General features: G+C 38.1%; 22 protein-coding genes and 2 tRNA genes. 11 read left to right on the forward strand and 13 right to left on the reverse strand.

Annotated elements, in window-relative coordinates:
* Positions 1-491: 491 nt before the first annotated feature.
* From AC27JL_RS15470 to AC27JL_RS15505, 8 genes are all read left to right on the forward strand, one after another.
* Positions 492-1424: a CHAD domain-containing protein gene (locus AC27JL_RS15470; RefSeq protein ID WP_006793815.1), complete on the forward strand. Its 933-nt coding sequence runs from the start codon at positions 492-494 to the stop codon at positions 1422-1424.
* A 25-nt stretch (positions 1425-1449) separates the two neighbouring features.
* The gene (locus AC27JL_RS15475) at positions 1450-2349 is read left to right on the forward strand and encodes a DUF350 domain-containing protein (RefSeq protein WP_008128289.1); all 900 of its coding nucleotides are present in this window, start codon (positions 1450-1452) and stop codon (positions 2347-2349) included.
* A 3-nt stretch (positions 2350-2352) separates the two neighbouring features.
* Positions 2353-4074: a polyamine aminopropyltransferase gene (locus AC27JL_RS15480; protein WP_487195997.1), complete on the forward strand. Its 1722-nt coding sequence runs from the start codon at positions 2353-2355 to the stop codon at positions 4072-4074.
* A gap of 80 nt (positions 4075-4154) precedes the next feature.
* Positions 4155-4568, forward strand: a complete 414-nt coding sequence (locus AC27JL_RS15485) for a YjfI family protein (protein WP_006793818.1) — start codon at positions 4155-4157, stop codon at positions 4566-4568.
* Positions 4569-4592: 24 nt separating this feature from the next.
* Positions 4593-5285 carry a PspA/IM30 family protein gene (locus AC27JL_RS15490; protein WP_006793819.1) on the forward strand — a complete coding sequence of 231 codons (693 nt, stop codon included), beginning with the start codon at positions 4593-4595 and terminating at the stop codon, positions 5283-5285.
* Between the two features lie 73 nt (positions 5286-5358).
* On the forward strand, positions 5359-5997 hold the full coding sequence (locus tag AC27JL_RS15495) for a DUF4178 domain-containing protein (protein ID WP_006793820.1): 639 nt from the start codon (positions 5359-5361) through the stop codon (positions 5995-5997).
* Positions 5994-6314, forward strand: a complete 321-nt coding sequence (locus tag AC27JL_RS15500) for a hypothetical protein (RefSeq protein ID WP_487195998.1) — start codon at positions 5994-5996, stop codon at positions 6312-6314. The genes AC27JL_RS15495 and AC27JL_RS15500 overlap by 4 nt, the downstream gene beginning before the upstream one ends.
* A gap of 188 nt (positions 6315-6502) precedes the next feature.
* Positions 6503-6691, forward strand: coding sequence for a hypothetical protein (locus AC27JL_RS15505; protein ID WP_006793823.1), 189 nt, complete (start codon positions 6503-6505; stop codon positions 6689-6691).
* A gap of 29 nt (positions 6692-6720) precedes the next feature.
* On the opposite strand, the gene AC27JL_RS15510 is transcribed toward AC27JL_RS15505, so the two are convergent.
* From AC27JL_RS15510 to AC27JL_RS15530, 5 genes are all read right to left on the reverse strand, one after another.
* Positions 6721-7125 carry a hypothetical protein gene (locus AC27JL_RS15510; RefSeq protein ID WP_487195999.1) on the reverse strand — a complete coding sequence of 135 codons (405 nt, stop codon included), beginning with the start codon at positions 7123-7125 and terminating at the stop codon, positions 6721-6723.
* A 10-nt stretch (positions 7126-7135) separates the two neighbouring features.
* A complete protein-coding gene (locus AC27JL_RS15515; protein ID WP_487196000.1) occupies positions 7136-7639 on the reverse strand; it encodes a hypothetical protein in 504 nt (167 codons plus the stop codon).
* Positions 7640-7752: 113 nt separating this feature from the next.
* Complete coding sequence (locus AC27JL_RS15520) at positions 7753-9126, reverse strand: class II fumarate hydratase (protein WP_487196001.1); 1374 nt, start codon at positions 9124-9126, stop codon at positions 7753-7755.
* A gap of 11 nt (positions 9127-9137) precedes the next feature.
* The gene (locus AC27JL_RS15525) at positions 9138-9503 is read right to left on the reverse strand and encodes a hypothetical protein (protein ID WP_487196002.1); all 366 of its coding nucleotides are present in this window, start codon (positions 9501-9503) and stop codon (positions 9138-9140) included.
* Positions 9504-9597: 94 nt separating this feature from the next.
* Complete coding sequence (locus tag AC27JL_RS15530; RefSeq protein ID WP_010558102.1) at positions 9598-9783, reverse strand: hypothetical protein; 186 nt, start codon at positions 9781-9783, stop codon at positions 9598-9600.
* A gap of 196 nt (positions 9784-9979) precedes the next feature.
* On the opposite strand from AC27JL_RS15530, the gene AC27JL_RS15535 reads away from it, so the two are divergent.
* On the forward strand, positions 9980-10570 hold the full coding sequence (locus tag AC27JL_RS15535) for a DUF938 domain-containing protein (protein ID WP_487196003.1): 591 nt from the start codon (positions 9980-9982) through the stop codon (positions 10568-10570).
* Here the strand turns inward: AC27JL_RS15535 and AC27JL_RS15540 are convergent.
* The 3 genes from AC27JL_RS15540 to AC27JL_RS15550 form a co-directional block, all read right to left on the reverse strand.
* Complete coding sequence (locus tag AC27JL_RS15540) at positions 10547-11686, reverse strand: GNAT family N-acetyltransferase (protein ID WP_487196004.1); 1140 nt, start codon at positions 11684-11686, stop codon at positions 10547-10549. The two genes, AC27JL_RS15535 and AC27JL_RS15540, sit on opposite strands and share 24 nt — an antisense overlap.
* 222 nt (positions 11687-11908) lie before the next feature.
* The gene (locus AC27JL_RS15545; protein ID WP_487196006.1) at positions 11909-14620 is read right to left on the reverse strand and encodes an ATP-binding protein; all 2712 of its coding nucleotides are present in this window, start codon (positions 14618-14620) and stop codon (positions 11909-11911) included.
* Between the two features lie 72 nt (positions 14621-14692).
* Positions 14693-15148: an Lrp/AsnC family transcriptional regulator gene (locus tag AC27JL_RS15550; protein ID WP_008128312.1), complete on the reverse strand. Its 456-nt coding sequence runs from the start codon at positions 15146-15148 to the stop codon at positions 14693-14695.
* A 127-nt stretch (positions 15149-15275) separates the two neighbouring features.
* On the opposite strand from AC27JL_RS15550, the gene AC27JL_RS15555 reads away from it, so the two are divergent.
* Both AC27JL_RS15555 and AC27JL_RS15560 read left to right on the forward strand, forming a co-directional pair.
* Positions 15276-16445 (forward strand): PrnB family protein, encoded by a 1170-nt coding sequence (locus AC27JL_RS15555; RefSeq protein ID WP_058430278.1) that lies wholly within the window; start codon positions 15276-15278, stop codon positions 16443-16445.
* Between the two features lies 1 nt (position 16446).
* Entirely contained in the window at positions 16447-17571 is a 1125-nt protein-coding gene (locus AC27JL_RS15560; RefSeq protein ID WP_487196007.1) for an aminotransferase class V-fold PLP-dependent enzyme, read from the forward strand.
* Here AC27JL_RS15560 and AC27JL_RS15565 read toward each other — a convergent pair.
* From AC27JL_RS15565 to AC27JL_RS15585, 5 genes are all read right to left on the reverse strand, one after another.
* On the reverse strand, positions 17555-18043 hold the full coding sequence (locus AC27JL_RS15565) for an RNA-binding protein (protein ID WP_039038467.1): 489 nt from the start codon (positions 18041-18043) through the stop codon (positions 17555-17557). The genes AC27JL_RS15560 and AC27JL_RS15565 overlap by 17 nt on opposite strands.
* Positions 18044-18351: 308 nt before the next feature.
* Positions 18352-18444: transfer RNA gene (locus AC27JL_RS15570), tRNA-Ser, on the reverse strand.
* Positions 18445-18493: 49 nt separating this feature from the next.
* Positions 18494-18584: transfer RNA gene (locus tag AC27JL_RS15575), tRNA-Ser, on the reverse strand.
* Positions 18585-18801: 217 nt separating this feature from the next.
* Positions 18802-18942, reverse strand: a complete 141-nt coding sequence (locus tag AC27JL_RS15580; RefSeq protein ID WP_008128321.1) for a hypothetical protein — start codon at positions 18940-18942, stop codon at positions 18802-18804.
* A gap of 864 nt (positions 18943-19806) precedes the next feature.
* On the reverse strand, positions 19807-20604 hold the full coding sequence (locus AC27JL_RS15585) for a YggN family protein (RefSeq protein WP_006793837.1): 798 nt from the start codon (positions 20602-20604) through the stop codon (positions 19807-19809).
* Positions 20605-20632: the final 28 nt, after the last annotated feature.

Here is a 20632-nt window from a genome sequence, read left to right on the forward strand (position 1 = left end):
TCCAAATAGTAGAAAGCCCGATTCGAAAGAGTCGGGCTTTTTTACGTCTGCAGAAAAGTAATATTTAACATTTTCTTCTCTAAAGCGTAGCGTCTCCTGAGCAAAGCGTCTCTTTGTTAAGAGTGTTTTGGCTATTAAATACACTGGCCTATGGTAGGTAACATTTCACTGTGACTCTCTACCGCTGAGGGCACCATGACATTAACAGGCTCAAATAATAGAGACCTGTTACAGCAGTGTGACGGTTTTTTACTTTCTTGGATAAAATAAAGAACCAAACTAATATCATCTCCATCAAAAATGCCAACCAACGTAAGGTTAAGTCAATTCTATCCCGTGTCTAGATCATAAACTTTTTACCTTTGACTACTGAGTTTTGTAATCTACTTTATTCTTTACATCTCTTCTCATTTTGTTGCAATTTCATTCTTGGCTTACTAAGTGACCTGTGTAAGACTAGCTGTGTTAATTTAGTAAATCAGGTGACATGAATGTCGAATAGTAAAGTTTGGAAACTTATAAGCCTGTTTTGTTTGTTTACGGTGCTTATGGGTTGTCAATCTAAAGAAGAGCAGCTACAACAAACAATTCAAGAGTCTATAAAAAAAGCGGATGCTGAGCTATCACAGCTAGGTAGTGCGCTAGATAATGGCAGTATACGCAATGCAGTGTTACTTAAAGAGTATGGTGCGCTTTTAAAAAAACAACAGCCAGAGCTTTCAAATGTTGTTGATGTAATTACTTTAGATGCTTCGCGCCAAGGTGCACTTTATAGTGGTTTATTACAGCGACTTAAAGAGACTAAAAGTACTTACTTAATCCCCCCTTACGAAGATACGTTGCACAGCATCGATCTTTTACGTGAAGCTGCAAAACCTTCACTGTTCTCTGACGCTTTAACTGATCCAATCAATATGCTTGCTGATATGTCAAAAGGATCGCTAGCTCGCGTTGGTGCTATTAGCCAACAAGCCGAGGGTGAAGGGGTAGGTAACCAGATGGTGGGTAACCCCAACTACGGTAACTGGCAAACAAATAGCAGTGGCATCAGCTTTTGGCAATGGTACGGCATGTACCGTATTTTAGGGGATGTATTTGACAGGGTTGAATACGGAAGCTGGAGTAAACGCCGTAAGTACAGCTATTACAACGATTATGGTCGTTATCGCTACTCAAGCCCTAAACAAATTAAAACACAAAGCGCGCTAGAGACACGTACACGTCAAACATATCAACGCCAAGGTAAGCAGTTCACAAGCCCGTATGCGAGTAAAAAGACTGGTGCATCAGGGTTAAGTCGAAGTAGCTATACACCGCCTAAGAGTCGCAGCAGTTACTCACGTTCAAGTAGCTATAGCAATAGCTCTGGTTCAGTTCGTGACAGTGGAAGCAGAACCTCTCGTGGCGTGAGCCGTGGTAAGTAAAGAATAAAGTTGGAGTTAGAATAATATGTATGAATTTAATGGAATAACTACGTGGTCGCTGCAAGCTTTAGCGATAGACTTTGCAATAATTGTGCTGCTATTTGTTAGCCTTAAATATATAAAAGGCTGGGTTTCAAATTTACATGCCAATGACGAAATAACAGAGCGTGATAATTTTGCCTTTGGTATTAGTTTTGCCGCTGGTTTGGTTGCGCTGGCTATCGTATTAACCGGTGTAAGCAGTGGTGCATTTGCTGCAACTCTTCAGCAAGAAGCACTGCAAATGCTTGGCTATGGTGCGCTTGCCATTGTGTTAATTAAGCTTGGTCACTTTTTTCAAGACAAAGTTGCACTGCGTAAAGTGAGCCTACATGATGAAATTGTTAAAGGTAATGTGACTGCTTCTATCATTGATTTTGGCCATGTAGTGAGTGTGGCAATTGTCATTCGTTCAGCACTGTTATGGGTAGCTACAGAGGGATGGCATGGTTTACCGATTGTCATTGCTGCCTTTGTTATTGGTAGCATCGTGCTGTTATTTGTGAGCCAGTACCGAGTTATGTTATTTAAACGCACAAATAAAAATGGTGACTGTCTTCAACAAGCTATTATTGATGATAACTTAGCTGTTGGTATTCGTTACGCTGGTTATTTAGTGGGTAGTGCATTAGCAATCACAGCGGCAACAGGTGTTGCACCGTATGCTGCAGATAATATTAATGCTAGCCTATTATATTGGGCTGTTAGTGCAGTAGTGAGCCTAGTTGCGTTTATTATTTTACACTTAGTGACCATTAAAATAATTTTATCGGGTTGTGATATTTCTGATGAAGTTAATCGTCAAAAAAATGTGGGTGTAGCAGCTATTTCTGCCGCTGTATCGTTTGCCGTAGGCATCACAATGGCAACCTTATTAGGCGCATAATTCGTGTCATCAACAACTCAAAGCCCAAGTAAGTCTCGCTTACTTGGGCACGATATATTACTTATCACTGTTATGGCTGTGCTCGCTGGGTGCGGCCTTATTTATGAGTACCTACTCTCTCACTATGCCGGCCGAGTATTAGGCTCTGTAGAAAGTGCTATTTACGCCATGATTGGCACCATGATAGTAGCTATGGGGCTAGGGGCTTTTTTAGCGCGTTGGTTTAAAGATGCGTTCACCGCATTTGCTTGGCTAGAAAGCATTATAGCTTTGATTGGCATGGGCTGTATTTTGGCCATAGCAAGTGTGATTGCAGTTAGTTATTCGCTTCCTCATTTGTTCTCGAGCATTTTTAACCTGCCACCTGACGTTGTACTTAATGGCTATGTATTTCAAAAGTTACAAGAATGGTCACGCTTTTTACCTTATGTATTTGGCTTAGTATTAGGACTGTTTATTGGTATGGAAATACCGCTTATAGCGCGTATTCGCCAACATGTGTACGGGCGGTTTTTAGAAAACAATGCAGGAACTATTTATGGTGCAGACTACATTGGGGCAGGTATTGGCGCAGCAATTTGGGTAAGCATAATGTTGGCTATGCCTATCATGCAAGCTGCTGCATGGACCGCTTTATTTAATATTATTGCAGGGCTTGCTTTTTTATGGCGCTATCATACCCATGTTCGCTTTGCTAAAGCTTTGTTGGTTTGCCATATTTTACTGCTTGTGCTGTTTGGCTTTATTTTAGTGCTCGGCAGCAGTTGGATGAATAGCCTAAGCAACGTCTTATATAAAGATAAAGTTATTTATTCTCAAGCGACTAAATATCAGCATGTTGTATTAACAGAACGACTTAGCAAAAATCAACCGCAACCAATTACCGACCTATACTTAAATGGCCGCCTACAGTTCTCAAGTGTTGATGAACAAATATACCATTCAATGCTAGTTTATCCGGCTATGCTTGCCTCTAACCGCCATGATAAGGTGCTAATTATTGGCGGGGGTGACGGTTTAGCATTAAGGGATGTACTAAAATGGTCGGTAAACGAAGTCACTTTAATTGATTTAGATGGACAGTTACTTAACCTATTTGGCCATGAAGACGATAAGTTTACCCCGCCCAAAGCCATCACGCAGCGATTAATAAACCTCAACAACGACTCAATGAAAGACTCCAAAGCTAACATAATTGTGGGTGATGCTTTTTTAGAGGTTGAGAAGTTACTCGATCAAAACAAACAGTTTGACACTGTTATTATTGATTTACCTGATCCGAATCATCCTGACTTAAATAAGTTATACAGCGATTATTTTTATAATCATGTACGTCAATTACTTGCTCCTGATGGGGCTATGGCTGTGCAATCAACGTCGCCATATCATGCAAAAAAGGCGTTTCTGAGTATAGCTAAAACTGTTAAGGCTGCCGGGTTTGATTATGTGGAGCAATACCAACAAAATATTCCATCGTTTGGTCAGTGGGGGTGGACAATTGCTACTAAAATGGGTCAACCAGCCAGTGCACGAATAAGTAATATAGGCGAAATGCCGGTATCGTCACGATGGATAAGTAAAAAATATTTACTAGCAAGTTTTGTATTCCCTAATCAGTATTTTGAACAAATAAATGATATTGAGGTCAATAGGTTAGGTTCTGGTCAGCTTTATGATTATTACCGTTCAGCATGGCAAATAGAGAGTGAATTGTATAAAAACTAACAAAACATGGTTGACATAATATGTCTACCGTGCGAATCTTAACTCAGACATAATATGTCAAACAACACAAAGGCAGAGACATGGAATTAAACGAACTTTCAATAAAATTAGCCTCTTTTGAAACTGAAGGCGCTAACTTTGAGTCTTTCTTGATTGCCAATCCAGGTGAGCAAGATGTTTTACAAGTCATTGTTGATGGAAATGATGAACTTCCAATTTTTGTTACGCAAACTCAAGAGCAGTTGTTATGTATTAGCTACTTGTTTGGCGAAGACGAAGTGAAAAGTGAATTACGCAACGAGTTAAACGAAACATTGTTACGTTTAAACGTGCCAATTCCACTAAGTGCATTTGCTAAAATCGATAATAAATACGCGATTTTTGGTGCACTGTCGGTAAACTCATCATTAGATGATGTTACCCACGAACTAGTGACATTAGCTGACAACGCTATTGATGCACTAGAAGCCGTGACCTTGTATTTAAACGATTAGTAACTAGTTAGTGGAGTTAAGATTATGAGTATTTTAAAAAAATTATTTACAGCAGTACGTGGTGGCGCTCGTGAAGCGGGCGAAGCAATTGTAGATGCAAATGGTATCCGTATTTTTGAACAAGAAATCGCTGATGCACAAAATGCACTTCACCGTGCTAAAAAAAGCCTGACCGAAGTAATGGCTAAAGAAATGCAAACTAAGCGAAAAATTAGCGCTGTAGATGCATCAATTGCTGAACACGAAGCGTATGCAGGCCAAGCACTTGAAAAAGGTAACGAAGCCTTAGCATTAGAAATTGCAGAAAAAATTGGTGACTTTGAAGCTGAAAAAGCTGAAAACGAGCAAGTATTAGCAGGTTTTAGCAACCACATTGTAACGCTTAAGCAGCAAGTTAAAGACGCTGAAAAGTCGATTAAAGAAAATCAACGTCAGCTTACTATGGTTAAAACCACAGAAAGCGTACAGCAAGCAACAATGGCTGTTAACAGCACGCTTAATACGAATAGCTCTTCGATGACCTCAGCTCGACAATCACTAGAGCGTATTAAACAGCGTCAACAAGACCGTAGCGATCAGTTAGGTGCTGCAAAAGAGCTTGAGTCAGAAGTTAATGGCGACGATTTAAAAGCGAAAATGGCTGAAGCAGGCATTGGCGATACAAGTCCAAAAAGTGCCGATATTTTAGCGCGCATTAAAGCCAAGCAAAACGGCTAATAGTTCGTACATTTATAATAAAAGGTAATTAAGCGTCGCTTAGTTACCTTTTTTGCTTAAGGGATGCTTTATTATGTTTAATTTTTTCAAATCTAAAAAAGAGCCAGAACGTCAGCTTAACCATGCAAGTGAGCTTAAAAAGGGTGACATGTTTACCGTTATAGATTCGTTTGCTTATCCGTCGTGGTTAAAAGGGCAAACATTGCGTGTTATTGATGTGCAAACTTATCAATATCAGCACAGTAGTGATACTGAGTTTGTGCTTGAGACAAACAGTGGTCAAGTTGTGTTTTTACAAATAGCACAAGAAGACGGCGAGCAGTGGGCTAATTTTTCGATAAAAGTTCAACGAGATGAAGTAGACGATATTTTCACATTAGATGAATTTGCTCGTATTTTTGATGAAGAGTCGTTAACGCATATTGCAGTTAAAAATACTCCTGAGCGTTTTATGCAGTTTTTGGCCAAAAGTTACCAACAAACTGAATCGCCGTTTGTTTGTTATTTTCATAATAAAGACTTTCGTGGTCAAAGCCTACCTCGCTATGAGCAAGATGGTGGCGAGCCTTGTGAAATGATATGTTTAGAATCGCCTGATGAAGGGCATAGCCTAAATATTGAAATTTGGGATGGCGGCGAAACCGAAGTGTCATTAACACTTACGCGGCCAATTACCGATATAGTGGATTTATTTCCTGGAGACGCGAAGTGAGCGATGCTAAAGATAAGTGGTTGCGCCAAGAGCAAGCTGTACGTGCAACACAAATGGCATTTGATTTGAGTAGCGATGTTCAAAAGCAAATAAAAAAGCAAGCAATTGACCAAGAGCTCACGCCATCCGATATGATCCGCAAAATACTTGGCTTAGATGTTAAGTCTAAAAAGACTCGACAGCGCTTATCGTTCAATTTGAATGATGATGAGATAGCGCAACTAGCGAGCCGCTTTGATGTACCAAGCGAAGATAAGCGCGCGGTAAAGCAACAAGTAGCAGAGCTTTTAATTGCGCATACTAAAAAAGGTAAGTAGTTGACCTAAATCCTGGCTTATAAAAGTATGTTAAGTAGTTATTTTAGCTAAAAAGAAGATTAAATGGATGGGTACTTCAATGTACTTTTAAATTTTTTATCAAAAGCTAATGAATTGAAAAGCAGTGCTTTTGCGTTCTTTGTATTAAGCCCTTACACTAAAGGTAACAACTATAAAGAAGTACTGCTTTGAATATTATACTGATTACTTACCTAATTATTTTTGCTTTATTTGGTACTGCAGCAAGTTATTTTGTGCGTTTTATATATGCATACTGGGTACTAAAAACTATGCCAATGAAATACATACTAAAAGCAGGGATATGTGTGCTCTTAGTCGTGGTTATTTCAGCGCTTATTCCGTACTTAAGTCAATAACGCTGAAATAGCACTCAATACTTTATTTATTACTTAATATCTATTGATTGGCATTGCTGGTTAATACACAGCGATTGTACTTCAATAACCGGTAAGCAATCGGTTAGTGATTGTTGCTCATTTTGATTTTTTTCTTGTTCGGTGATTTGCTTTGCAATGCTTTCTGCTTGCTCTTGAGGGGTATTTAGCGTTGAATAAACAGCATATTTACTCGGCCCGCCACACGCTCGTGCTCCTACTTCAAGTACTTTACACTGAAAGCTTGCTGTACAGCCATTGTTATCAACAATATTGGCAAGTTGGCTATTTAAAGCCGACAAATTCTGCCCTTGAGCACTATTTACAGATGCTGTTGTTGAGCAACCGCTGAGTAAAAAAATGCTAGCAGCAACACTAAAAATTGATAATTTAACTGTCAATGTCAAACCAGTCATATTGTTATCCTTAAAATACACTTACCGCTGAGCCTTCAAGTTTAACACATTTATTTTCAACACACTGAGTGCTTGGTGTTGTTAAATGCTGGCAAATACTCATCATTCCTTTTTGCGCATTAAAATTACTTTCAAGCTCGGTGATTGTTTTGCTCAGTGTTTTTACTTGCTCGTCTTTTGCTGTTTTAGTTGAATAAACTTCAAAGCTACTAGGGCCACCACAGGCGCGACTACCTACTGCAATAACTTTACATTGCATACTTGTATCGCAGCTGGTGTCAGCAATAAGCGTGTTTAATTGGGTTTTAGCTGTCGTAATATCTTCAACCGATACCGCTTTAACACTTGAGTTTGAAAGTTCCTCAACATCACTTTTTGTTTGAGTAGTTTCTTTTAGTGTTTGTTGTGGTTTTATTACTTCAGCAGTGGTTACTGATTCTTTTTCTGCTGGTGTTTTATCTAAACACGCACTTAAACAAAGGGGTAAAACAAGAGCTAATAATACAGGGCGCATAAGATACCTTGATAGTGATGAATAATTCATCACTATCATACACGGTGCATTTTTTACGGCAATAAAAACTATATAATCAAGTAATTAAAGCCGTATTTAAGGCTTTTTAAAAACTACAAGCCACCTTGTGTGAGCTTAGTAGGGTTGAGCAGTTTTTCGAGCTCTTCACGTGGTAAGTCAGTTTCTTGTTCGGCAACATCAATAATAGGACGGGCTTCTTTATAGGCTTGCTTGGCTATTTTGGCTGCTTTTTCGTAACCGATCATCGGATTAAGTGCAGTCACTAAAATAGGGTTTTTAGCAAGAGCGCGGTCAATGTTAGCCTGATTTACGATAAATGTGGCTATGGCTTTTTCTGCTAAAGCTTGGGCACTGTTTGTTAGTAGCTCAATGCTTTGCAAAATATTATAGGCAATAACGGGCAGCATAACATTTAGTTCAAAGTTACCAGATTGACCAGCAACGGTAATTGTAGCGTCGTTACCAATCACTTGTGCGCTAACCATCGCAGCGGCTTCTGGAATGACTGGGTTTACTTTACCCGGCATAATAGATGAGCCAGGTTGTAGGGCTTCAAGTTCTATTTCGCCTAAACCTGCTAGAGGGCCTGAGTTCATCCAGCGTAAGTCATTCGCTATTTTCATTTGTGCTACAGCGAGTACTTTTAACTGCCCAGACAGTGCAACAATGGCATCTTGTGAACCAATATTATAAAAAAAGTTTTTGCTTGGCGAAAACCGGATCCCCACGTTTTTAGTTAGGTTAGTGCAAAATAAGTCTGCAAACTTTGGGTCGGCATTAATACCGGTACCAACAGCTGTACCACCTTGAGCAAGCTCACACACTGGCTCTAAGCTATGGCGAATGCCTGAGGCTGCGTTGTTTACTTGCGATTGCCATGCATTAAGGGTTTGCTTGAATGTAATAGGCATCGCGTCCATTAAGTGGGTGCGACCTGTTTTAACAATAGCGCCTACCTCGCTCTTTTTATTTTCTAAATGTTGCGAAAGGTTTTCAAGAGCTGGCAGTAATGCTTGTTTAACGGCTAATGCACTACTTAGTGCAATAGCCGTAGGGACTACATCGTTTGAGCTTTGGCCCATGTTTACATCATCATTAGGATGTACAAGCTCCTGTTGAGTACTGGCAAGTGTTGCTATTACTTCATTGGCGTTCATATTAGAACTAGTTCCTGAACCGGTTTGAAACACATCAACAGGAAACTGATCATGATGCTTACCATCAATAATCGCTTGGCAAGCATGCTCTATTGCAGTTGCCTTGGTTTTATTTATAAGCCCTAGCTCACAGTTACTTTGTGCTGCAGCTTGTTTTATATATGCCAGTGCCTTTATAAATTGTGCTGGCATAGTGAGGGCGCTAATAGCAAAGTTATTAACAGCGCGCTGTGTTTGTGCTTGATATAAAGCGTTAACAGGTACTTTTAATTCGCCCATACTGTCTGATTCTATTCTAAAGTTGCTCATTAATGTGCTCCTTAAAAAGGGTTGAATTCGTGACTAAGAATACGAGCTTCACGCTCAAGTAATAAAAATTTAGCACGGCTATTGTGGCTTATGTAGAAACGCTTTAATGCAAGTAATGGTTTGTGTAGCTGGTTTAGACATTGTTTGCGAATTGCATTATGAGTAAGAGGATCGCACATTTTATTTATAATTTCATGGTGTGTGCGTCTTAGGTAATACTCCTGAAGTAGTGGATTATCAAGTTGTTCAAAGTTTTTAGCTACGTTGAGGGCTGCGTCTATATAATGAGCGACAAGCATTGGGGCATGCAGGCCTGGTCTTTTGCAATTAAATGCAAGAGTATGTTGATAGTTATGTAAGGCGTGATTTGAAGACATAAAAAAACCGACTCAACTAATGATAATAGTTATCATTACATTTAACCGGTTTCAGTGTAAATAGTTATTATAAAAATTATTTACGGCGTGTATTTTAATTATAGCCGAGAATAAATATCTGGTCTGTTTCATGTTTAGTGATCGCCTTTTGATTATGTTTTGGATGAGAAAGTAAATCAATAACTGTTGCTCTCATATCAAGGGTTTCACTGTGATCATCGGTACTTTTTTCGGTGATAGCTACTGCTGCATCAACAGCGGTATAGGGAGGCATATGCATAATTTTATCCTTTTGTGATTAGTTAATTAACCCTTAAATGGGTCAATTATGTTGCTGCATAATACATACCAATCAAGCCAGCTATATCTAACTATATGATTATATTTAACTTAATAAATAAATCATAATTAGTCACGACAACATATTGCAAATTTGCTTTACTATTGTGCAAACATCCACAATTTTGGTGCACGCAATGACAAAGCCATTTTCACAAGCATGTGAAAACAATAAAGGGCCAATTTTAGAGCATTTAAATAGCGCGTTAAAAAACGCTAAAACAGTATTAGAAGTTGGTTCTGGAACAGGTCAGCACAGTGTGTTTTTTGCTGAAAAATTACCTTATCTACAATGGCATACAAGTGATCGTGTCATTAATCATGAAGGTATTAGGCTATGGCATAGTGAAGTGAATTTAGCTAATTTACATGCCCCTATTGAGCTTGATTTAAACCAGCCATGGCCTATCGAAAAAGTAGATGCTATATATACTGCGAATACATTTCATATTGTAAGTTGGTTATTAGTTGAACGTTTTTTTGACGGGGTTAAACGTCACTTAAATGATGAGGGGATTGTGTGTATTTATGGTCCTTTTAAGTACAAAGGTGAATACACTAGCCAAAGTAATCAAGAGTTTTGCGCCTTTTTAACTGAGCGAGATCCTTTAAGTGGTATAAGAGACTTTGAAGCTGTTTTATTATTGGCCAAGCAAGCAGGGCTTTCGCTTATGAGCGATCATGCTATGCCTGCTAATAACCAGTTACTCGTTTTTAAACGGCAATAACGATGTGCACTGTGCTTTGTAAAGTGCAATATGCTGGCGTTCTCGAGACAGGTAATCTTCAATTGCACTGCTAAAGTCATTGTTAACAATATGGTGGGCTGAAAAAGTAGTCACGGGTTCAAACCCCCTCGCTATTTTATGCTCCCCTTGTGCACCTGAATGAAAGCAGTCGAGTTTATGTTTAATAGCAAATTCTATCCCTTGGTAATAACATAGCTCAAAGTGAAGTGCGTCAATATTTTCGCTTGCCCCCCAGTACCTGCCGTAAAGTGTGTTTTCACCAATTAAACTGAGTGTTGCAGCGATGACTTGACCGTCTTTTTTGGCAAGCATAATAACCAGCTGCGATGCCATAAGTGCATGCAAAAGGGTAAAAAATTCACTGTTTAGATAGCCTAAATGTCCTGAGCGTTTTAAATAGGTGCGCTGATAAAATTCGCAAAACAGCTGCATTATTTCAGGTGTGATATCTGAACCCTGTAGCCACTCAGTAGTAATATTTTGATGTGTTATTTTAGCGCGTTCTTTTTTTAGCGATCTACGTTTACGCGAGTTTAGCGTTGTTAAAAAGTCGTCAAAAGTATCAAACCCTTTATTAAACCATTGAAATTGAACGCCCTCTCTGAGCATCGCTTGCTGCTTAGTGAGTAACGTTGCTTGTGTTTGGTCGCAAAAGTTTATATGCCAGCCAGACCATCCTTGCTCAATGCTGTGTGTGCAGAGTTGCTCTGTAATATAGTTGTATACGACGGTGTGGTTTGTGTGATGAATGGCAATACGTTTACCTTCAATTGGGCTAAATGGCACGCCTGATAGCCATTTGGGATAGTAATGCAAACCATTTTTTTCGTATGCTTCAGCCCATGCCCAGTCAAATACATACTCACCATAAGAATGGCTTTTTACATAACCAGGTGCAAGCGCTATTAAGTTACTCCCTTCATATACAGCTAAATGATAGGGCTGCCAGCCACTTTGCTGTGTTACACATTGGCTTTGCTCTAAGGCGTATAAAAAGGCATGTTGAGTAAAAGGTTCATCACCAAAAAAAGCATGCCATTGCGCTTGGTTTATTTCATTAATATTTTTAAACCATCGATGAGAAAAGCTTTTCATGATGTCGACCTTGTAAATATTGAGTGCTTAATTATGGCTCTAATTTGTAATTTTTATTGGCACTTATTTTACTTTTAAGCTTCAGTTTATTTTTTCAGAGCTTTTAATAGTCACGTATTAAAGCGGTGTTTTATGATGCGATTAGGCTAATTGTGTGATTAAACGCCACGAGTGACCATAATAACTCAGTCACGTAGCGTGATGGTAATAATTTTTTGGGTGCTATTTAGTAACTGTTTTTACAAACTGACTCAAGCACTCGGTCAGTTTTGCAAGTTCTATGGGTTTTGCTAAATGTTCGTTAAAGCCTGCTTTTTTAGCTTTAATTTTATCTTCTGGCATGGCATCAGCTGTTAGCGCAATAATGGGTAATGTATGTTGCGATTTAAACGCTCGAATTAATTCTGTTGCTTTATAGCCATCCATAATAGGCATTTGGCAATCCATTAATACCAAATCAAAATGTTGTTCTTTGATTATATTTACAGCTTCTTCACCATTTTCAACCAAGTGAGGAATGATACCTAAAGATCCCAACATCGCTTTTATTACCATTTGATTCACAGGATTGTCTTCTGCGACCAAAATATTTAAAGACGTAATATCAATATCTTTTGATATGGCTTCTGGCTCTATATCTGGCTCTGATGTTGTTAAGTTAACGGCAAACGTAAAGGTTGACCCTTCACCCAGCTCGCTTTTTAAATTAAGTGTTGCTCCCATTAGCAAACATAGTTCTTTAGCTATTGTTAAACCAAGGCCAGTGCCACCAAATTTTCGAGAGGTTGAACTGTCAGCTTGGGTAAACGCGTTAAATAAGGTGTTGTGTTGGTTTTTTTCAATACCTATGCCAGTATCTGATACTGCAATGCTTAGTTTTACCTTATTGGCAGACACAAACTCTGTATCTATATCGAGCGTAACGCTTCCTTCGTTAGTAAATTTAATCGCATTACTACATAAATTAAGTAGTATTTGTTCTATGCGCATTGCATCGCCTAAAAACCAGGTATCTACAGGTAAGTTACATTTGAGAATCCATTCAATGTTTTTATTTTTCGCACTTTGCTCAAACATTGTGTCAATGCGCGTTACAAGTGCTTTTGGATCAAACGCAATGGACTCTAGTATTAAATGTTGTGACTCTATTTTTGAAATATCAAGAACGTCGTTAATTAGGTTTAATAGACTGTTTGAAGAGGAGTAAATTTTTTTAATGTAGCTGAACAGCTTTTGAGCATCATCACCTTTTTTCGCAAGTGACGATAGGCCAATAATGGCATTTAATGGGGTGCGTATTTCGTGACTCATATTGGCTAAAAATTGGCTTTTAGCGCTATTGGCTAAGTCAGACTGTTTTTTGGCTTTTACCAATGAGCTTGTTCGTTCTGCAACTTGGCGGCTAAGCGCTAGTTGCTGCTGGTTAAATAGCATTAACACTACAATAATAAGTAAACACACAGCGGTTTGTAGCATAAGTAAAAATAAAGACATTTCAATGTTTTGTTGTGAAATGTAGTTTTCTTTAAGTGCTAATTTTATTACCCATTGCTGACCTCCAAAGTTAATATTGAATGACATTAACTGGCTTTGGGTTGCTTGCTCAAAGTTTTGAGAGTCGTTACTGTAAAAGGCGGGTTCGTTGTCAAATTCAAACACATCAATAGAAAACATTTCAGATTGCTGCTGTGTAATAGCTTGTTCAATAATTTTATGGGCCAAAAATACACCGGTGGCATAACCCTTTATATTTTCATTTTGACCATAAACAGGCGCAAATAGTAGATAGGCGGGTGTTGGTGTTTTTGTTTGGACTAATTGAATGATTTTAGTGCTGATAGGTAAATATTTGATAGCTGGATTTTGCAAAGATGCTTTTCGATCTGGGTTTGAATATACATTAAAGCCAACCGCCTTTTGGTTACTTTCTAAAGGAGCTATATATTTAACAACCACTAGAGGGTCATCATCTTCGAGAGGATCACCAACAATGTTTATATTTTGCCGATAAATTGTTGACATTGTATTACTGAGTGTTTGGCGCTGCGCTTGTGTTATTTGTACATTCCAAGACAATGCTTTAATAAACGAATGCTTTTCAAGTAGTTTATTTGCTGAAGCGTAAAAGTCTTGCTCATTAAACTCAGGTGATGATTGTACTTGGCTTGCTAGGCTTTGCACGGCGATAATACTTTGATTTATATACCTGTATAAACTGTTTTCAATAACTTCAACTTCTCGCTCTGCAATTTTAATTGTATTTTTGCTGTTTTCGCGTTCGTAAATTTGTGCTGTAAGCGCCACAGATATAAATAAAATAGAGCAAACTGCAATGGTTTCAAAGGCTAAGACTTTGCGTTGTCCAGGTGCTTTGGGCAGTAGCGACAATAAAAAAGGTGAGGCAATAAGTACCCCTAATATATCTCCTAACCACCAATAAATAACATGAAGCCAATGGTCCTCAATACTATAAAGTGGGTTAAAGTTACTTAACGCAAATACACCAATATTTGATGATAGTAAGCTTACTAAAACAGCAACTACAGCAATAAAATAAGCAATGTATTTTCGTTTACGAAAATAAAGCGGATTTCCCAACCAATACCTTAATATTGCGGCACCGACCATAGCTTGGATAATAACGCCAAGGGCAATGTAAATGGCCTGAGTAAACGTATTGCCGACCAGCATTATTTCATGAGCTGAGTTATCGAATATATTTAAGTTAAATGCAATTGCTGCTGCAAATAAAGGCGGTATAAAACGCCACCACCATATATAACAACCAACTAAAGCAATACCTGCCGGTAGCCAGATAGGGACTATTTGCGAGTTAAATGCAAACGCAGTAAGTCCAACGCCCAGTAAGTAATAAGCGAGGGCGAATAATATGTAGAAAATAATTGATTGAGAGGTTGAGGCGAATATTTTCACATAATATCCATATATCTATGTTTCTGTTTAAGAAATATCAGTATAGCTAACAACTTTTTATTTGCCGTACTTTTATAGCGGAAGCTGCTTTTTAGTGAACGACTGCTTAAGTACCACCGTTGACTCTATATTCGCTATGCAGCTCAAACTACCTAACCGATGTTTAACAAATTGTTCATAGCTTTCAAGATCGTTAGCAATAATTTTTAGTAAATAATCATAGCTACCTGATATTACACTGCACTCTAATACATGAGGTAGCTTTTCTACCGACTGTTCAAATAAGTCTGCCGCGCTAACAGAATTTTGATTTAGCCTAATAAAAGCATATACCAATACGTTCAGTTCAAGTTTTTTAGGATTAATTGACGCGTGGTAGCCCGTAATAACATGCTCTTTTTCAAGTTTTTTGATTCGCCTTAAGCAAGGCGTATCAGACAAGCTAATCGTATTTGCTAAATCTGAAACCGATATTCTGGCATTTTCTTGTAGTGCTGTGAGTATTTGCTGATCTTTTTTATCTAACATTTATTGTTATCTATTTTTAAATTATTAGTGATTATCACTAATTATAGACACTTTCACTTTGTTTTTTGATGATTTACGCTCACGTTACTCTGTTAGCATTTAAATATAAAAATAATAGAGCAAAATAATGAATACACATACGGCCACATTTGATGATTGGATACGCACTGAGTTTGTAGAGATAAATACTGAATTAGAGCTGCTTTATTGGCAGCAATTCGATAAAGCAAATGTTGAAGGTGTTGGTGAGAAATTAAAGCAACAATTAAAAAGGCAAGGCAATGTATTAATTTCACACTTGTTAGCAGAAGGAAATACCGATCAAGGGTTTGATCGTGCATTTGATTTATTAGGCAATGTTGGATTATTCATGGCTGCATGTCGCCGCCATGAAATAACTGAGCCCAGTAGAGAAACTACTTCACCTTTGGTAGAGGCATCGGCATTGGCAATGCATATTGGTGCGTCGATTGGTGTAACACCGCGGTTTGCTACCGCGCATTTAACCACCCACAATAAAGCTGTTAATGGCACCTATAAGCGCTTTACTAATTTACCTGATGAAAAACTTTTTTTAGATTATAACACTCAAGGTATTTTAGCCTACAAGCGAGCAAGTGATGCCTTATTAAAAATAGTACCTTTGGGTATTTCGCACCCTTTGTGTGGTGAATTATTAAAGGCTGCAAAGTACGCGCTCATTGATGTAATTGAATCTAATAATGCACTTTACACACAATTAGATACAGATCGTTTTTTTAACTGCGTTCGCCCTTACTACAAACCATACCGTGTTGGTAAAGAGATTTATCGAGGTGCAAACGCAGGCGATTTTGCCGGAATTAACGTAATTGATATGTTGCTTGGTCTTTGTAGTGCAAATGAGCCAAGCTACTCACAAATGCTGGTGGATAAGTTTTTGTATATGATGCCAGAAGATCAGCAAATATTAAGAGAATCAATGCGAATACAAAGCTTTATGGACGATTTTTTACAGGCGCAGCAATATAAAAATAGCAACTGGTTTAAATCACATGGAAAGCTATTTATGCAAGTATGTAAGTTACATGGTGACACAGCAATCGGACATCATAACCAGTTAGTAGAAAAATTTATTGCGCAACCGTCAAAGCAAATGCAAGAGCAACATTTAAGTAAAGTAACGGCAAGTGGACCGCCACTTCATGTATTACTCGATTCGTTAGAAAAGTTGAGGGATAGACGCGCAGCGGCAAAAAGGGACGATATAAAAACGCGGTTTGATGATCTCAATTCATTAAAAGAGTGGGTGAAGTAATATGCTTAAAAATGATTTTTGTATATCTGAAGGTTGCTACTTTTTAAGCCACTCCGTCGGAAGGCCACTAAAAAGCTCTCAACAGTACTTTACAGAGCACTACCTATCACCATGGCAAGATTCAAATAAAGAGCCATGGCAACAATGGTTACCTCAAATAGATGCGTTTACTTCTGCACTAGGTAAGTTATTTAATTCGGCAAGTTCACAATTTTGCCCGCAGGTTAATTTATCAAGCAGTTTAACTAAGTTAGTTATGTCGCACCCTCAATTACAACAAGCACGCTGCAAAGTGCTTATGGCACAAAGCGACTTTCCAAGTATGGGGTTTGTAATGCAAAAGGCGTTACCGCCTTGTGCAGAAATAACGTTTATTCCTGAAGAAGAAGACCTAAGCGATATAGCTGTATGGGAGCGTTATTTAACATCCGATATAGATATGGTGTTTGTAAGTCATGTTTATTCAAATACGGGTGTTCAAGCACCGATAAGCGATATTGTACTACGCAGTAAGATGACTAATAGCCTTTCAATAATTGATGTGGCGCAATCTGCTGGAGTGTTGCCTATTGATTTAACAACGCTTGATGCCGATTTCATGATTGGCTCAAGTGTTAAATGGTTGTGCGGCGGGCCAGGTGCAGCCTACTTATGGGTTAATCAAAACCAGCTGGAGCAGTGTAAGCCAAAAGATGTAGGGTGGTTTTCTCATGAAAACCCCTTTGAGTTTAATATTAACCATTTTAGTTATCATCATAGCGCGCTGAGATTTTGGGGAGGCACCCCTTCTATAGCCCCGTACGTGATTGCTGTGAATAGTATAAATTACTTTGCAGATCTGACAGTTAGAAAGGTAAGAGAGCATAATCTCGCGATGATTTCGAATATTCATCAGCATTTAAGTGAATTTGTTGTATCACCAATACAAAGCAATCAATGTAGTGGTACCGTTATTTTGTTTTTTAAGAATAAACAGCAGCAAATATTAGCAGCGCTGGGTAAAGCAAACATGAGTGTTGACGAGCGCAAACACGGAATACGAGTCTCACCGCACATTTACACAACGAAAAAAGATGTAAACGCGCTTATCAATACCATAAAGCAAGCGCTTAAGGAATTTGACTAAGCAACTGCTTTCGTTGACGTAAAGCATCTATTTGTTGTTGTGTACGCGTAACTTTTGATTCATATGCGCTGGTAATTGGCGCTGTTTTTTTAGCAATGGCGTCAGCAATAGAAGAGGCGCCTAACCGGTTAGCCTGATCTTGTGTAACATAGCTGGCTTGCTTTACTTGCTCTTGGTAAGTTTTTTCTGTTTGTTTAAGTGTTAATTGTAGCTTGCTTATTTCACGTTCTATTTGCTGAACTTCTAAAAAATTGTCTACTGAACTATCGGTAACATTATTTGCTTGAGTGGGGCTTTTATAGGCTTCAATTATATTGATTTCTTTTAGTGTGATCTGTTCGGCATCTTTTGAGCAAGGTGTTTGGCTAAAGGTAGGAACGCCTTTAATTACACACTTGTATACCGTTGTATTTTGCGAAAAAGAAAAAAAAGGTAGCACTGCGCATGTAATTAACAATATAAACCTGTTCATAGCAAAACCTAAAGTGGCTATCGTTTTAGTAATAATGCACTAAGTCATAGCGGGTTACAATTTGTTTAATTTTTATAAATTTTAGGCACAAAAAAACCACAGTTAAGTGGTTTATATCTAGCATATAGTGGAGAAAGGGGAATAGACTTGCTTTCATCCATGTAATCAATCGCTGCGCGACGCTTGCAGCGGCCCAAAATGTTCCAGACATTTTGTCGAACCCTGTCGAGGGTCTCACCCTCCCAATTTAGTATCAGTGTTAAAATTTAGGCACAAAAAAACCACAATTAAGTGGTTTATATAGTATATGGTGGAGAGGGAGGGATTCGAACCCTCGATAGAGCTACAAACTCTATACTCCCTTAGCAGGGGAGCTCCTTCGGCCACTCGGACACCTCTCCAACGCATAACCGGTTGTGTTGATGATATAAAAAACCACCAACTAAAATATGGTGGAGAGATAGGGATTTGAACCCTAGATAGGCTACAAACCTATGCCGGTTTTCAAGACCGGTGCATTCGACCACTCTGCCATCTCTCCGTGACGCAGAATAATACTTAGGTGATGGGGGTGTGTAAATAGCAAAATGTCTGTTTGCCTAAAAAATAGACGTAAATACGTGTTTTTTTACAAATTAGGGGAAATTAAGGCAATTATTAATAAAATAAAGAGGTTGCAGCAAACTGTGGGAGCTAAAAAAGAGACTTTTTAGTGGTTGGGTGTTTGCTGCACCGAATAAATAACCATGGTTGGGTGATTATTTATATTGCGCTGCGCCGCCAAGTGCTAATTTTTTACCAAGGGTATTAAGCCTAGCTAGCATTTTTGCTTTTCGGTTGGTTGGTTTAACTGCAATTTGTGTGTTTGCTGTTTGGTTTAATGTATTTATAGGGTTCATCACTTGGCTCCGGTTTAGGTCTGTTGAAAACATGCGCATTTTGCATGCAAAGTGTACAAAAATAAAACGATAAAAATTACCTGTGAGGCATTAGTTATTTTTATCTGAAGTGCTAATTGTTAATCAAATGTTTAATTGTGTTTTTTCTGTTTTTTAATTTTTATTTTACTCGGTTGTTTTTTAGTTTGTTGTTTTAAATGTGTTTTTACTAGTTTTGTTTTTTATTTATGCATATTCGATTGTTTTAAATGGGTAATTATTCAGATTATTTTATTTAGGTTTTTAATTGTTTTGTTTGTAGTGTTTTTTATTGCAGCTAGTAGTTATGTTTAGCGCAATAAAAATCGTCAATAATTTGATATTTAAAATAGTAATTGACTTAAAAATACGATTTTTTAATAGAGTGCTTCTCTAATAAATAAAAAGCGCCTGCTATGAGGCAGGCGCTTTAGTGTTAGTTACGTTTAAACGTGTCTAACTGGGGATGGAGCCTCTCAGCTTTTTGCTAAGGGCATAAATTTTGAAGCAAATTGCTTGCTGAATATTTTAGTCTTGCTTAGCCACTAAAAATTGGATTATTAAATCTTTAGTGTTATCAAAAACAGGGGGCATATGAGTTAAATTTATGTCCATAAAACGCTGCTTTTATCTTTATTGTTTATAACGATAAATAACGAACGCAGTCTATGTTTGTATAAAGCCATAGAGTTGTTTACTTAGGCAAGTACTAACTAGACCAATGGCCCTTATTCTGAGCCGAACAACATAAACGAGAAAAAAGAGACAGAACAGATACAAAAAAGCAGCATTCAATAAAATAAAATGCTGCTGAAGGGATGTTAAATATAGTGAGTTAATTGCGGGTTATTTAACGTGTTTAAAGGTAAATAATTGATAACCTTCTAGCTCAGGAACTAACGTTACTAGCTGCTCTTCTTGTTTTGCAATTTCAGCAAAATTACCGCATAACGAATTAGCTCGTTGCTCTAAGTTGTTCGCGTGTAACTCTACTTTCTCTTCAATTTGTGCGCCCATATTTTCCATGCGTTCTTCGAATGCATCCATATCGCCGCCAGAACCTAATAACTCCGATCCAAGCGCGACCAGTATACTACCCATAGATTGCATGACTGCTGATTCAACGGCTGTTTCTATTTGTTTTTCAAACTGATGCTCAAAGTTTTCACCAAATTGGTTAAAACTTTGCTGGCCCATAACAAAGGTGCCTTCTTGATAAAACGTGTTTTCTACTTCTACGCGTATATCGTCCATTAATGATGACATATCGTCTAAGCCATTAATGTTAAAAGCATTACCGACTTCCTCCAAAGCAACACCGGCGATTTTTACGCCGTCTAATGCAATATTAGCGACTTCGGGTAGCTGTATACGTAAGCTATCAGAGTATTGAGTAAGAGCTTGGCGTTGTGAGTTATTGAGCGCTACAAACTCACCATTTACCATTAAGTCGCCATTGCTGTTGAATTGCATAGCTTGGTTTTTTGCTGTAAAAATTTCTAGTTCGTTTGGCTTGATGCGAACATCATTTTTAAACTCTACGTCGCATTGATCGTTGCTAAATGAAATTGTTGAATCATTATCGTTGTGTGCCATAGCAACAGGTGTACAGATTAATGCGCTAACTAATAGTAATTTTTTCATGTGATGACTCTATTTTTTGTTGATAACA

Source organism: Pseudoalteromonas sp. 4NS20-0020, from assembly GCF_057554385.1.